General features: G+C 67.3%; 9 protein-coding genes and 4 pseudogenes. 7 read left to right on the forward strand and 6 right to left on the reverse strand.

Annotated elements, in window-relative coordinates; genetic code table 11:
* Positions 1-838: 838 nt before the first annotated feature.
* From AB0I10_RS37440 to AB0I10_RS37450, 3 genes and pseudogenes are all read left to right on the forward strand, one after another.
* Positions 839-2,278 (forward strand): hypothetical protein, encoded by a 1,440-nt coding sequence (locus AB0I10_RS37440; protein WP_363157221.1) that lies wholly within the window; start codon positions 839-841, stop codon positions 2,276-2,278.
* A gap of 368 nt (positions 2,279-2,646) precedes the next feature.
* Positions 2,647-3,939: a hypothetical protein gene (locus tag AB0I10_RS37445; protein ID WP_363157222.1), complete on the forward strand. Its 1,293-nt coding sequence runs from the start codon at positions 2,647-2,649 to the stop codon at positions 3,937-3,939.
* An 81-nt stretch (positions 3,940-4,020) separates the two neighbouring features.
* Positions 4,021-4,128: pseudogene (locus AB0I10_RS37450) on the forward strand (IS5/IS1182 family transposase); the annotation flags it as partial.
* Between the two features lie 23 nt (positions 4,129-4,151).
* Here AB0I10_RS37450 and AB0I10_RS37455 read toward each other — a convergent pair.
* A pseudogene (locus tag AB0I10_RS37455) lies at positions 4,152-4,538 on the reverse strand (NlpC/P60 family protein); the annotation flags it as partial.
* Positions 4,539-4,611: 73 nt separating this feature from the next.
* Between AB0I10_RS37455 and AB0I10_RS37460 the strand changes: the two are divergent.
* Complete coding sequence (locus AB0I10_RS37460) at positions 4,612-5,022, forward strand: hypothetical protein (protein WP_363157223.1); 411 nt, start codon at positions 4,612-4,614, stop codon at positions 5,020-5,022.
* The gene (locus AB0I10_RS37465; RefSeq protein ID WP_363157224.1) at positions 5,019-7,070 is read left to right on the forward strand and encodes a hypothetical protein; all 2,052 of its coding nucleotides are present in this window, start codon (positions 5,019-5,021) and stop codon (positions 7,068-7,070) included. The genes AB0I10_RS37460 and AB0I10_RS37465 overlap by 4 nt, the downstream gene beginning before the upstream one ends.
* Positions 7,071-7,116: 46 nt before the next feature.
* Here AB0I10_RS37465 and AB0I10_RS37470 read toward each other — a convergent pair.
* A pseudogene (locus tag AB0I10_RS37470) lies at positions 7,117-7,401 on the reverse strand (XdhC family protein); the annotation flags it as partial.
* Positions 7,402-7,621: 220 nt separating this feature from the next.
* Positions 7,622-8,518, reverse strand: a complete 897-nt coding sequence (locus tag AB0I10_RS37475; RefSeq protein WP_363157225.1) for a LysR family transcriptional regulator — start codon at positions 8,516-8,518, stop codon at positions 7,622-7,624.
* A gap of 156 nt (positions 8,519-8,674) precedes the next feature.
* Here AB0I10_RS37475 and AB0I10_RS37480 point away from each other — a divergent pair, with 156 nt between their 5' ends.
* Positions 8,675-9,469 carry an alpha/beta hydrolase gene (locus tag AB0I10_RS37480; RefSeq protein ID WP_363157226.1) on the forward strand — a complete coding sequence of 265 codons (795 nt, stop codon included), beginning with the start codon at positions 8,675-8,677 and terminating at the stop codon, positions 9,467-9,469.
* Positions 9,470-10,467: 998 nt separating this feature from the next.
* On the opposite strand, the gene AB0I10_RS37485 is transcribed toward AB0I10_RS37480, so the two are convergent.
* The 3 genes and pseudogenes from AB0I10_RS37485 to AB0I10_RS37495 form a co-directional block, all read right to left on the reverse strand.
* Positions 10,468-10,965, reverse strand: a complete 498-nt coding sequence (locus AB0I10_RS37485) for a peptidylprolyl isomerase (protein ID WP_363157227.1) — start codon at positions 10,963-10,965, stop codon at positions 10,468-10,470.
* 172 nt (positions 10,966-11,137) lie between these two features.
* Positions 11,138-11,394, reverse strand: a pseudogene (locus AB0I10_RS37490) (VOC family protein); the annotation flags it as partial.
* 268 nt (positions 11,395-11,662) lie between these two features.
* Positions 11,663-12,562 (reverse strand): LysR substrate-binding domain-containing protein, encoded by a 900-nt coding sequence (locus AB0I10_RS37495; RefSeq protein WP_363157228.1) that lies wholly within the window; start codon positions 12,560-12,562, stop codon positions 11,663-11,665.
* A gap of 71 nt (positions 12,563-12,633) precedes the next feature.
* Here AB0I10_RS37495 and dapA point away from each other — a divergent pair, with 71 nt between their 5' ends.
* On the forward strand, positions 12,634-13,548 hold the full coding sequence (dapA, locus tag AB0I10_RS37500; protein WP_363157229.1) for a 4-hydroxy-tetrahydrodipicolinate synthase: 915 nt from the start codon (positions 12,634-12,636) through the stop codon (positions 13,546-13,548).
* The last annotated feature ends 317 nt before the right edge of the window (positions 13,549-13,865 follow it).

A 13,865-nucleotide genomic window follows, 5' to 3' on the forward strand; every position in this document is an offset into this window, starting at 1 on the left:
GGCGGTGTTCGCCACCCGCGGCCTCCACCCCCCACCACTTCGTGACCCCCCGGCAGACGGGGGCCCTCGGGGCACCCTAGCGGGGGGGGCGGGCGCCCGCGACGACCCAGCGGATGAAGTTCCACCATGGGCTGACCGCGGTGCCGAAGCCCTCGTAACGAAGGGGCAGCACGAGGCGCGGACAGGCGCTGCGCGGTCTGCGCCGCAGGCTGGGACCGGCTACTAGGACCAGCCCCCGAACTCCAGCCCTGCACCTGCACCTGCACCGACAATCAACGGTAGCCCGGCCTCCAACCCGACATGACGCATACGAACGGCCGCAGCCCGAACCAGACTGAACCACTTGCCGAACCGGTCATCACTCACCCACCACCACCGGCCGGAACGCGATGCAACGGCAGGAGTCTGAGTCCGCCCCGCCCTCGCCGCGCGTCCACGTATCGGCTGGACGGTGACTCGCCGGCGCCCGCGCCTGTGCAGTTGCTGTGATGCCTGCTCATCGCCCCGGGCCGAGCTATTAAACATGCCTACCCATAAATCTCCGCGACCATCGCTATGACACAACATTCACAGCAGTACGCGCAATAGATACCGCCACAGAAGCCAAGAAGGTGCAGCGGAATCGTTTCACTGCCATCGAATACCAGCCACCAGAGAAATACCTGAATACCCGCTCATCATCGCTCATTCAAGCCAATCCCTCAACTACCTGTTGCCCAATGCCAATGGTGGATCGATAGCATTCGATTGTCGATTTTTCTCGGCCGGAAGGTGCTTCACTCGGACCAGCTCTCACGAATGGCGAAATAGGGCAACGCATCGAAGGAGTGGTTTTCAAATGCAGGACACCGGCAACCCCGAAGAATACCCTCTCCTCAAAGACGGCAGCGGAAAGGGTACCGTTACACCGCATTCCGTCACGGTCGGGCCGGACGGCTACCTCTGGGTGACAACCCACAACAGCATGCTCGTCCAGGTGCATCCGAAAAGCATTGCCAATCAACTCAAAGTCACCAACGATGTCCGCCCCCTCTCTGCCGGAATTATTCCGGACCCGTACCCGCAGCGGCCGGACGGGAAGAAGGTCGTATGGTTCGCCTCTCCCGCGCATGAGCAGGACTACGACCCGGTCATTGAATACGACATCGTGAACCACAAGCGACTCAATGAGTTTAAGCTGGCCGATGACGCCAGGGCTCAGACCATCACGCCGCTCCTGATCAATACGGGCACTCAAGCGGCTCCCGTGTGGGCCTATTGGATCATGTTCGCCGAACCCGTGCACACCCTGGTTGGCTACTGTGATCCGAAAGACGAGTCCAGCACTGCACGCAAGTATCCGTTTCCAGACCCCAAGCAGAACCCCGTCTACGACACCTGGCTATGGTCCGTGGCCGTCACCGCTCCGGAGGGCGCGAAAACACTCAAGGAGTGCGTCTATTGGGCGACGGGCCAAGTCAGCACCACAGGAAACTACGAGCGGAAAACGAACAGCGTATACAAGTATGCCCCGGCCAAGGATGACCAGCCGAAGCCCATCTCGCTCCCTGGGGGGAGCGGTCAGAAACCAGTTCATATCGTGGCCAGCCCCAAGGGGGACGCGGTATGGGTAGGCGCTGAAAATCCGAACCAGATCTGCCGGTACGACACAGAACTCCGCAACTGGACGCAGCGAGACATCTCCGGAGGCGGCACGCCTCGCCAAATGATGCTGGCCACGGATGGAAATCTCTGGGTGGCGTGCAGTAATGGGATCTCGCGCTTCCGGACGGATGAGAGCATTACTGAGCTACCGGGCCCGGAACTGCCAAGCGGAGGCGACGCCATGGGGCTATGCCTGGACAGAAGCGGCAATAAATGGGTCTGGTACACCAATCCAACCAACATGTCGATCGGCAAATATCCGATTCCCGATGACCCTAAAAACTTCAGCGGGAAAACTCAGTTCGTTGCCCAGATGGTAGGGGAAACAGCACCGGGACAACTCACCGGAATGTCTGGCGTGGTTCAGTACATCAGCAATGGCATCCCCATCCACGGCGTGCCGCTCACCTGTCATGTGGTCTCCGACGGTGGTACGACGTTCAGTGACGGAACGACAGAAACTCTCCTGACCACGGACGCCCGAGGCCAGGCCGCACTCCCCGCTCTGCGGGCCGGTCAAGAGGAGGACCAAGTGGTGCTGAAGGTCAGCCACGGGGACTCGGAGCCTCCCACCACCATCTCCCTCTGCGTGCGGTCTGAGCCGGGCAAGAGCACTGAGGCGGACGAATCGTGAACTCTCCGGAGAAGGTGAGCCCAGCGATGCCATCCACAGCCGGTAGCGAACCGACCGGTCCTCGCTATCCACTGGCCGGCTCGGCCAAGCCCGCGTCCCTCATCTACAACCCGCATGACCGGCATATCTGGTTCGTCACCAGGGATGCCCAGTTCGGCAGGTTCGCTACCGAGGCACCCCACGAGAACAAGGTCTTCACCTCACCGGACCCGGGCAGGAGCGCGGAAGCCCTCGTCGCCTGGAACCAGGCCGTGTGGATGTACGCGCTGGCATCCGGTCAAGGCTGCGTGGTCAAGTGCACGCTCACCGACGGTGGTGAAGGCCACTATGAGAACTTCGGTAGGGGCAGGGCGGCATCATGCCCCGCCATGGCGATCGGCTCCGACTCGACAGGCGCCGAAAGGATCGTCGCGACTCTCTCGGGCATGCCTTCGCTGATGTTCATCGATGCGGACGGCAACATTCACACATCTGACGCGTTCTCCCCGTCTGGCGGGCTCCCCAGCCCGGTGCATGGACTCGCCATCGCGAAGAAGACTTCTCAGGAATACTGGCTGAGCTCTCCCAGCTCGGGCTGTGTGGTCCTTTTCGACGCCAAGAGCGGCGAATTCTCCAAGACTCCCGTCCGCCTCGCCGGTGCCGCGGCACCCGGACATCTCGCAATCACTGAGACCGCCGAGGAGCGGGTCCTATGGGTGGCGACCAACGGCGAATACCTCATCAAGTACGATCTCGACCACAAGTCTCAGCAGACGGTTCGCACCGACGCCGTTCCCGACCGCTTGTTCGCGATGCCGGACGGCTCGCTCTGGTTCACCATGCCCTCCGCCGCCGTAGTGGACTGCGTCCTCCCCGGTGCCACGCACACATCCGGCAGCATCAACACTGGCAAGGGCTCGAAGCCGTCGGGGATCGCGACGGATACGAACTCCCAGTTGTGGGTCGGGCTTGAAGGAACCGGGGAGATGTTCCACATCTCGAAGTTCCGGCTCACCCCGAAGGAGGGACAGGGGCAGGAGACGGCAGTCGGCACCCGCTTCAAGCATCCCCTTCGAGTCAAGGCCAGCAAGCTCGACGGAACCCCGGTCGGAAAAGCGACCGTCAAGTTCGTCCTCAAGGGCGATCAAGCATATTTCGTCGGAGGCAAGACAACCGACACCAAACCGGTGCACGAATCCGGTGCAGAGATGGGCATCGCCGAGAGTGCGCTGCTGGAGGCGAAGAAGCCCGGACCGGTGGACGCCTCGGCCGAGTGGCTGGAAGAGGAGGTCTTCACGCCATTCGAGGGCATTGTGGTCAAGGAAACCACCGGGGCACCGGATCACCTGGGGTATCGCTCAGGCGCAGGGCAACACGCCGCAGCGGGCGAGAAGTTCTCCACACCACTCAGCACCGTGGTGCAGGACAAGCATGGCGCACCCGTGAGCAAGGCGAAGGTCGTCTTCAGGGTCATGGATGATTCGGCCTCCTTCGAGGGCGGCTCCGGTTTCACGGAGGTCACCAGTGGCTCGGACGGCGTGGCCACCACCTCACGGCCCCTCATCGCGGGCTCGACAGCTGGCAGGTTCACGGTTGAGGCATGGGCAGAGGGCGCCGAGGCGGGCACGGTCTTCAGCGAGTACATCACCGACCACATCACCGACTACATCACCGACTACTGATGCTCAAGAGCTCGTAAGACGATCTTGTTGAGTGTCGCTGGCCAGCCGTGACGTGGACGGTGTTCCGGCTGTTCGTGAGGTGTGAGCAAGCGGCCGTGGATCGTGGACGATGAACTGTGGGAGCTCATCGAACCGTTGCTGCCGCCCTGGCCCGAGCGTGCGCCGGGGCGGCGGCCGGTGTCGGACCGGGTGTGCCGGGATTTGCCCGGCCTGAGTGTGTCGATCATGCGGTTTTCACCGGCGTAGATCCCGACGCGTCCCCAGCCGTCCTTGTTGACGACGATGACGTCGCCCGGCTGCATCCCGTCCCGCGCAACGGAGGTGCCGAGGTGGCGCTGACCCTGTGAGGTGCGCGGCAACTTCACCTTGTGACCGGTGCCTTGATAGACGGCGTACGACGTCCGTCCGGAGCAGTCGAAGCCTCCGCCGGACTTCCCGTTGATGTTGTCGCCGCCCCACACATAGGGGGACACGTCTGTGAGCGCGTCTTCCGCAACATCGCGTTCCCCGGTGCGTTCTTCGCGTTGGCGGTGGCTTCGATGTGGTTGGGCGTTTCGGTGGCACGATGGCGCGCCAGGGGCTGTACTGGTGAACACCATTGATTCCAGGGCGATTTCACCAAGTGCAGGTGTAATCAGAACTCAGTGAAGGCGTCATCAGACGGGGGTGTACGTGTCGAACATCGAAGTCATGCTCGGTCAGATCGTTCCGGCCGCGGGAGCGGCAGTGGCCGTGTACGGCGCTGCTGTGCTGCGACGGGTCGAGGACGAGGCGGCAGGAGCCACCGTGCGGCTCGGCCAGCGGTTGCTCGCCCGCATTCGGGGCAGCGCTGCCGATCCGGCCGCGATCGACGGGGCCGTGACGGACCTCGCCGCCGACCCCGACGATCCGGACGCGCTGGCCGCGTTGCGCCTGCAGATCAGGCGAGCCCTCGCGGACCCCGCGCTCGTCGACGAGATCGCCGCACTGCTCCCCGCGCCCGGACCCGCTCAGAGCAGCGGAGCCGGAAGTGTGGCGGTGAGCGGGAACGTCTCAGGAATCGTCTCGACCGGAGACGGTGCGATGAACATCCAGCGCCAGTGACGGGCGACGGCAAGGTGCCGGAGAAGCCGGTGATCCCCCCGTACCCGACGCGCGAACCGAGCGCCGCCGAGCCGACGGTCAGGAGCTCTGACCCCACGGCCGACGGTGGCGACGCAAGAGACGTAAAAGTCGTGGTGCACGGCGACGTAAAAGGCATCGTCACCACCGGCTCCCACACCATCAACGTCATCTACGACGGGAACGCCCTCGTCGAGATCACCAGCCTCCGTGACCTCACCCCGCACCAGCCACCGCTGCTGCCCGCCGCGGGCCGCAGCAAGCTGTTCGGCCGGGGCGCACTGGTGGACGACGTGGTCGCGCAGCTCGGCGGCGGCTCCAGCGTGCAACTGCACGGGAAGCCGGGGGTCGGGAAGAAGGCCGTGGCCGCGGCGGTGCACCGGAAGCTTGCCGCCCAGGGGCGTCGGGGCCACGTCCTGTACCCACGAGCCGGGGTGGACGAGGAGGATTCGCTGCAGGCGCTGTACAGGCGGCTTGCCGGCGCGTTCTTCGGTACGCACTTCCTGCGGGCCATCGACGAGACGCAACTGCGTGCGGCCGTGGCCGCCGCGGACTTCTCCGGTACGCACGTCACCGTCGTCGACTGCGCATTGCCGCAGAGCGCTCTGACGAGGCTCCTTGAGACCTTCCCCGGCTGCACGTTCCTGTTCACGTCCCCCCACGCGACGCTGCCCGACACCGACGCGGCCCATCTCGTCCGTCCCTTGTCCCGCACCGCCGCCGTCGAGCTGCTCAGCGCCGAAGTGGGGCTCTCGCTCGGCCCGGCGGGGCTGCAGAAGCTGCAGTTCGACCACGTGTGGCACGAGTCGGGCGGCGCGCCTCAACGGATCTGCCAGTACGCCCTGTTCATCAAGCGTTCCGACCAGTGGGAGCGGCGCGCCCGTGGGGCCGACGAACCGCGGGACGAGCCGGCTCCCGTCGATCCGGCGCAGCTGAGCCCACGACGCCAGGCGGAAGCCCTGGCCGTCGCCCTGAGCGAGCCGGCGCGTCGCGTACTGCTCGCGCTGGCGACGTTCGGCACGGCGCTCCCTGCTGCCTGGATCGCTTCCGTCACCGGCGATCCACAGGACGGAACCGCCGCTTCGGAGTTGTACGACCGGCGCCTGGTCAAGCACTTCGACGGAACGTACTGGATCACCGAGGACGCCGCCGCGGCCGTCCACAGCCAGGAGTGGGCTCCGGCCGCGGCGACCACCGCGGCGGAGGGCCTGCTTGCGGCGCTCGGGAAGCAGGACGGACCCTCAGGCCCTGAGCCGGACCCGTACCTCTTCCTGGCCGTCGCCCGCGCGCTGGTCCGCGAGGAGCAGTGGGCGCTCGCCTCACGCTTCGTGCGGATCGCCGGGCCACGGGCGCTGACCGAGGGACGCGGTCAACTGGCGCTGCAAATCTATGCGTTGGGCCAGATGGCGGCCGCTCGGGGCGGGGTGAGCAAGGACGTCAAGTTCTACGACCTGGCCGAGAAGCTGACCCGTGACCTCCTTGACGGCGACAAGACAGGCACTACCGCGGCCGCCGCGGTGCTGCTCGCCCCGGCGGTCGGGGCGGCCGTGGTCGAGAGTGGCAAGGCGCTCGGTTTCTTCGGGAAGATCGTCGCCACTGTCAGCACCAAGACGGGTGCCTCCGTGGCTGCCGGTGCTGTTGTGGTGGCAGCGACCACAGGGGTCGTGGTGGCGACCGCGAACGGCATGCCCGCGGGCTGCGAACCGGCGTACGAGGCCATGGATGCCTACGCCGGCACCGACATGGTGCGGACGTACGACGAACTGTCGGAAAAGACCCGGAAGTTGTCATCGGCGTTGCGGGCCGCTTCTTCGGAGGCCTCCGAGGCCGACGTACGGACCAAGCTCACCGCACAAGCGGACGATCTCGATCGCAAGATGGAGGACGAGGTACGGGAGAACAAAGAACGGACCAACGTGAAATACCGCCCTCACCCCGACGTCATCGCGGGCCTCGCAATGGGTGACGACCTCCAGAACCACCTCTCGACCCAGTCGGCGCTCTGGGACGTCTGCCCCCGCAACGACTGACCGACCCATGAGCGGCGTCCAGGGCCTGGTTGCCCCAGGGCGCCGCTCAGGCCACCCACCCGATCCGCCCCGCGGGCGCCTGCCCGCCGTCGTGGTGGACCGGGGTGCGCGCGTCGGTCAGCGAGACCCCGCTGCCGCCGCGCCGGTTCGCCACGTTCTCCGAGGCGATGGACAGGGCCGTCTCCTCCGGCGTACGGGCGCCTACGTCGAGGCCGATCGGGGAGCGCAGGCGGGCCAACTCCTGGCCGGTGACGCCCACTTCGCGCAGGCGGCGGTTGCGGTCCTCGTGGGTGCGGCGGGAGCCCATGGCGCCGACGTAAGCGATCCCGGGTTTCCATGGTGCCCGCTTGCGGGAGTCCAGTGGCGTTGATCCCGGATGAGAGCCCAAAGGACATCGAGGCGGCGGCGAGCGAGGGTGAGGACTGCCTGCTTGTGGCTCTTGACCTGGGCTTTCTTACGGTCGTGGAAGGTTTTCGAGGTGGGACGGAAGCGTGCGGCGATCTGGGCAGATAGGTAGAGGGCGCGATCCCGGGCAAGCGGCGAGCCAGGCCCTACGCCCGGGCCCCGTCGACTGCCTCGTAGCAGGCTTCGATCAGGGCACGCAGCGCGGCCCGGGGCGGACCGTTTCGCACCGCAAGGTAGGTCTGCATGACGGGCGCCGGGTCGCTCAGGGGGCGGAACACCACGCCGGGAACGGGGAGCTGATCGGCGTGCGGGGCGTAGAAGACCGTCCAGGACGGCTTGCCGTAGCCGATGGCGGCGAGGGTGTCCTGGTCGTTGGTGAACTCCGGGCCCAGGACGGGCGTGTAGCCGGCGGCCCGGCAGGAGTTCATCACCAGGTCGTGGAGTGCGGGGTTGCGGGAGCGGGGGGAGAGCCGCAGCCGTAGTTGCGCGAGCCGGGCCAGTTCGACGGTCTCCCGCGCGGCAAGCTCGTGGCCCGCGGGCAACACCGCCATCAGCGCGTCCTGCCACAGCGGCAGGAACTCCAGCCCAGGGTCGGTCCGTTCACCGCGCAGCAGTGCGGCGTCCAGGTCACCGGCCCGCACCTGCGCCAGACGTTCCTCGGTACTGGTGGTGACGAGTTCCAGCTGGGCGTGGCCGGTATGTCGGGTGAACGCGGTGAGTATGGCGTCCAGCCAGGCGCCCAGCCCGGAGCTGGTGCCGAGGCGCACCGTCGCGGCCTGTTCGGCGCGCAGTTCGTCGATGGCCTCCCGGGCGCGTGCCTGGAGGGCGAGCATCTCCCTGGCGTACGGGAGGAGCCGGTTGCCGGCTTCGGTGAGCCGGACGACGCGGGTGGAGCGGGCGAACAGCTCGATACCCAGTTCGCGTTCGAGCCGGCGGAGCTGCTGGCTGACCGCGGACTGCACGATGTGCAACCGCTCGGCGGCACGGCCGAAGTGCAGTTCCTCCGCCACGGTGAGGAAGTAGCGCAGCTGACGCAGCTCCATGGCCCCCGGTTCCCCTGTCCGCCCGTGACCAGCATTGATCACCGTTCGCGATCAGTGTAGGCGCGGATCGCTCATTGGCCGGTGGAGGTGATCGCGGTTGGCTGGGGACATCACGAACCGCGCGGCCCGCAAGGGCCCACGAGGCAGAGGAGACCCATGCCCAGCCTGCACGTCAACGACACCACGCTCCACTACGAGGACGAGGGGACCGGCCCGGCGCTGCTGTTCCTGCACGGCTGGGGCACCAGCGGCCGGACCTGGGGCGCCCAGCTGCCCGATTTCACCCGGGACCACCGGGTCGTCACCGTCGACTGGCGGGGCTGCGGGCAGTCGGCCCGCCCTGTCCGGGGCAACACCACCGCCGGGGTGGTCAGCGACCTGGTGGCGCTGATCGGCGTGCTGCGGCTGGACCGGCCGGTGGTCATCGGTTCGTCGATCGGCGGGTCCTTCGCCACTGAACTGGGGGTGCAGCGACCTGAGTTGATCGCAGGCGTGGTTCCGGTGGGCGCGCCGGGGTACTGGCCGTCGACGAAGACTCAGGCTCAGGCGGAGCTCGTGGCCGGTCTGCGCCGCGACCGGGCCGGTACGGTCGCCGGCTGGGTGCCGGGGTGGTACGCGCCGGGCACCGCGCCCGCGCTCATCGACTGGACGGCCCGCCAGATCCTGGACTCCGGCGTCTACATCGACGAGCACCAGGCCACCGCCGACAGCTACGACCCGCGCCCGACGCTGCCCGGGCTGCAGGTGCCGATCCACTACCTCCACGGTGAGCTGGATACCGCGATCCCCCTGGAGGTGGCCAGGACCTGCGCCGCCCTTACGCCCGGCGCCGAGGTCAGCGTGATCGCCGGCGCCGGACATATGCCACACCAGGAGCTCCCCGACCGGTTCAACGCCGCGCTGCGCGCCGCGCTCGCCCGGGTGGCCCCGGCCGCCCGCGCCACCGCGTAACCGCGCAACCGGCCCGAACGAGCCCGCCGAGAAGGAGAACGCCCCATGCCCGTCACAGAGATACCCATCTGCGCCGGGCACCCTCCTCGAACCGAAGGGTGGCCAGGTACTGCGGCACCGGGCGGGCCCCGCCTGCCCGGTCTGCACACCCGAACCGTCGTGCGGACCGACGACCCCACCGTCATCCTCGTCGAATCCACCCCCGCGCTGCGGGCTACGCCCGGCGCATGTGGTCGCGCCACGAGAAGACACTGGCCGCCACCCTCGCCGATGCCACCGGGCTTGCCCCGGACACCCCCGCCGTCACCGGCCTGGCACGCTTCGCCCTGGAAGCCCCCAGCATCGCCCGCACAAGCGAAGACCCGTCCCGTGACCTGGCGCGATCTGTTCGCCCTGCTGGAACACGGCTGGGCCACCACCCCCCTGGCACGACAGGAACACCGTCCCGGTCAGGACGGGTGACCGCAACCAGATGCCGCATCACGGCACCACCGGCAGCCCCCTCGACGACCTACTCACTTCGCCACCGACGGCCGGAAATCTAGCCGTCAGGTTCCTCGACCAGAAGTCATCCATCTCGAAAAGTCGCACTTGCCCGCCAACTGGCCTGCTCAGACTGGACAATTGCGGGGTTCTGACCGTGCTTTCATGACGACTACGCCAGATAGACGGCCCGCGTCCAGGCCAGCCAGCACTGTGCAACCACCTGAGCCGTGCGGGACTCTGTCGCCGAAAGCGCTCAAGGCCAGCGTCAGGGTGGGCCTTCGCGGGAGAGCGGTCAGAACCCTTCAGTTGGCCACTCTGGCGCTCAGCATTGCTCTATCCGGCGACACAAGTCGTCCTGCCGGCCCCTGGCCGACACGGCCTCCGGATCACCCCGGCCGCCGTGGCGCCCCGCGCGGTGTGCCAGCCCCCGTCAAGGCACACCGGGCCGGGCGGGCGGGTGCGCGGCCAGAACAGCCTGCGTCGAGCCGGCCCCGCCGCCCGGGATGGAGGTGTTACTCGCCCACGACGCCCGAGGTAGCGATGACGATCTTTGCCCGGGTGGCACCGGAGTGCGAGCCCAGGGACTCGATCTTCGTCACCAGGTCCTGGCCCTCGACGACCTCGCCGAAGACTACGTGCTTGCCGTCCAGCCACGGCGTGAGCACCGTGGTGATGAAGAACTGCGAGCCGTTGGAGTTCTTGCCGGAGTTTGCCATGGACAGGAGGAACGGCTTGTCGTGCTTGAGCTTGAAGTTCTCGTCGGCGAACTTCTCGCCGTAGATGCTCTTGCCGCCGGTGCCATCGCCACGGGTGAAGTCTCCGCCCTGGAGCATGAAGTCCGGGATGACGCGGTGGAAGCCCGAGCCCTCGTACCCGAAGCCGTGCTGGCCGGTGGCCAGCTCACGGAAGTTCTGCGCCGTCTTGGGGACGACGTCGTCGTACAGTTTGAAGACGATCCGGCCCGCGGCGTCGCCGTCGATGGTGATGTCGAAGAAGATGTTGGTAGACATAAGGGGATCTTGTCACGGCCGGGCGTATGGCTGGAGCCGCTCCTTCCGGAGGCCGCTGCCGACGGGCGCTCCATGACGGCCCTCCTGTACCGCATCGCTGACGGCACCGAACCGGCGCAACCCGGCCCCTGAGCGATCGCCGACCGAACGTCACGAACTCGTAGCCGAGGGGCGTCAGACGCTCGTATTCCGCGTCGACATCGGCGACGCGGAATTCGGTGATGACCGTGCGGGTGGCGGCCGGTTGGGCGGAGTCGGTGCCGAACAGAGCCACGGTGCGGCCGCTGGCGACCGCCAGCGTCACGAAGGCGTCACGAGTTCGGCGAAGTCAGAGGTCGACCACGTTGCCGAAACGGCGGTGACCTGTTCGTAGAACTCGACGAGGCGAGCGACATCGTGGGTGATCACGCGGATCGAAACAAAGTTCATAACGAAGTTCATCACGAAGTTCATGAGGAGCTTCCTGCCAGGGGTTCCGTAGGGAGGGGCGTCTCGAACGCTAGGGCCGATACCGGACAGAACCCGCCCGGTATCTGAGGCAGACTTCCTGCGGTGACCACTTCGACCGCCCGAGTGCTGGCTCTGCTGGAGATCCTTCAGGGAGGGGGCATTCGCGCCGTCCCCAGCCATTGCCCGACCGAGGCGTTCATGCTGCCGCGCACGGGGCCTCGGCCACGCCGACGCCGGGGGCGAAGGATTACATCTGGCCCACTGCTGCTCTTGCCGCGGCCACGAATGCGGCGATCGCCGGATGCGTACCTCCGCCCGCGCGGAAGGCGACCTTCGATCGACGGAACAACGGCAACTTGGTCAACACCACACCCGCGGGGGTGTGTGCAGTGGCCATTTTCGGCACAAATCCGGCCCCTTGCCCGATGGCGGCCAGGGACAGTGCCGTGCGGAAATCGTTGACCTGATGGTGGATTCTCGGCTGGAACCCGGCCGCCTGGCAGGCGCGCACGGCCATCGCGTGACCGGTCGTGCCGTCCCGTGCGGTGATCCACGGGACCTCGGCATAGGGGCCGAGCAGCTCTGCCAGCGTGTCGCCGCGGCCGGTGGTCTTGGTCGCGGTGTTGGTGGCGAGGTACATCGGTTCCTCCAGCAGGGGCACCTCGTCCACCGTGGTGTCCGGTGACGCGGGTACGAAGTCGTAGTCGTGGACAAGGGCCACGTCGAGTTCGCCGGCTCGCAGGCCGTCGGAGACGCGTGCCGAGTCGATCTCTTGCACCATCGGTTCCAGCGCGGGATGCCGTTGGGCCAGCTCGGCCAGCGTGGCGGCCACGATGGTGCCACCGGAGGGGAAGGTCCCGATGCGCAGCGACCCGCCGATGCCCTCCCGTGCGCTGGCGAGTTCGGCGACCGCCAGCTCCAGGCGTTCCAGCACGGCGTCGGCGTGTGCGACGAGGGACCGACCGGCAGGCGTGAGGATCACACGCCTGCCGCTGCGTTCCAGCAAGGCCACGCCCGCCTCGCGTTCCAGCACACTCAGCTGCTGGGAGACGGCTGATGCGGTGAAGGTCAGTGCCTCGGCCACGGCCGCGATCGTGCCCCGCCGGTCCAACTCGCGAAGCAGGTAGAGACGACGAACATCGAGCATAAGTTCAGCTTAGGCATCACGGCAGAAATCGGAAATGGACCTACAGGATCAGTGTGAGCAAGGGTTGGACCATGAATCCCGATCCGATCTTCACCGGCCTGTACGTCCCCTTGGTGACTCCGTTCACCGACGACCTGCGCTTGGATCCCGATGCGCTGGCCCGACTCGCCGACGAGGCGCTGTCGGCCGGCGCCTCCGGGCTCGTTGCCCTCGGCACCACCGCGGAATCGGCCACCTTGACCGCGGAGGAGAAGCAGACTGTGGTGCGAGTCTGCTCCGCCGCCTGCCGACGACACGGCGCCCCGCTGATCGTCGGGGTCGGCACCAATGACACCGCCACCGCCATCGAGTCGCTGCGCGAGCTGGCGACCACCGGCGACGTAGCCGCGGCGCTGGTTCCCGTGCCGCCCTACATCCGGCCCGGTGAAGCGGGGGCACTGGCGCATTTCACCGCGCTGGCCGACCACGGCGGCATACCGCTGATCGTGTACGACATCCCCTACCGCACCGGGCAGACTCTCAGCGCCGAGACGCTTGCGGCACTCGGCCGCCTGCCAAAGGTCGTCGGGGTCAAGCACGCGACCGGTGCGATCGACGCGACCACGGTCGAGTTGCTCGGCTACCCACCGCACGGCTTCGCCGTGCTCGGCGGCGACGACGTCGTCATATCACCGCTCGTCGCGGCGGGCGCACACGGCGGAATTCTCGCCTCGGCCAATCTCCGCACCGCCGACTACACCGAACTGATCTCGTTGTGGCTCCGTGGCTCCGCCGCACCCGCCCGCAGGCTCGGAGCCGAGCTGGCCCGGTTGTCCGCTGCGCTCTTCGCCGAGCCGAACCCGACAGTCATCAAGGGAGTGCTGCACGCCCAGGGACGTATTCCCAGCCCGGCCGTCCGGATGCCGTTGCTGGCTGCCTCCTCCAGCTCGGTGCGCCGAGCGGCGCTCCTGGCCGGCAGCCGTGCACGCCACGGGTCCGCAGCCTGACCCCCCGAGAATCCGCTGTGCATCGTTTGCCTGGCAGATGTCCGGCAGATGTCCGGCAGGGACAGCGGAAGCCGGCCCCGGCCATCTGTGCGGCCGTCCGCGCTCAGGTGGAGCTTGCTGGCCGGTGTCCGCCTGGACCGGCTCGGGAACCATTGCCCCGGATCCTGCGTGACCTTTTGAGGTGTTGTCGGCTGGTGGTGAGGGGACCGAATGAAAGCGCGGACGATGATGAGCGTGGCGGTATCGGCCTGTGTGGCGGTGGTGGCGTGCGCGTGCGGTCCGGACAAGGCGAAGGAGGACGCGGACGCGAAGCCTTC

The sequence above is a fragment of the Streptomyces sp. NPDC050636 genome (genome assembly GCF_040654775.1).
Classification (GTDB): domain Bacteria; phylum Actinomycetota; class Actinomycetes; order Streptomycetales; family Streptomycetaceae; genus Streptomyces.

Coding starts and splice junctions, on each gene's coding strand:
- AB0I10_RS37480 (WP_363157226.1), top strand. CDS start 8,675: ATGCCCAGCCTGCACGTCAACGACACCACGCTCCACTACGAGGACGAG.
- dapA (WP_363157229.1), top strand. CDS start 12,634: ATGAATCCCGATCCGATCTTCACCGGCCTGTACGTCCCCTTGGTGACT.
- AB0I10_RS37495 (WP_363157228.1), bottom strand. CDS start 12,562: ATGCTCGATGTTCGTCGTCTCTACCTGCTTCGCGAGTTGGACCGGCGG.
- AB0I10_RS37475 (WP_363157225.1), bottom strand. CDS start 8,518: ATGGAGCTGCGTCAGCTGCGCTACTTCCTCACCGTGGCGGAGGAACTG.
- AB0I10_RS37485 (WP_363157227.1), bottom strand. CDS start 10,965: ATGTCTACCAACATCTTCTTCGACATCACCATCGACGGCGACGCCGCG.
- AB0I10_RS37440 (WP_363157221.1), top strand. CDS start 839: ATGCAGGACACCGGCAACCCCGAAGAATACCCTCTCCTCAAAGACGGC.
- AB0I10_RS37445 (WP_363157222.1), top strand. CDS start 2,647: ATGGCGATCGGCTCCGACTCGACAGGCGCCGAAAGGATCGTCGCGACT.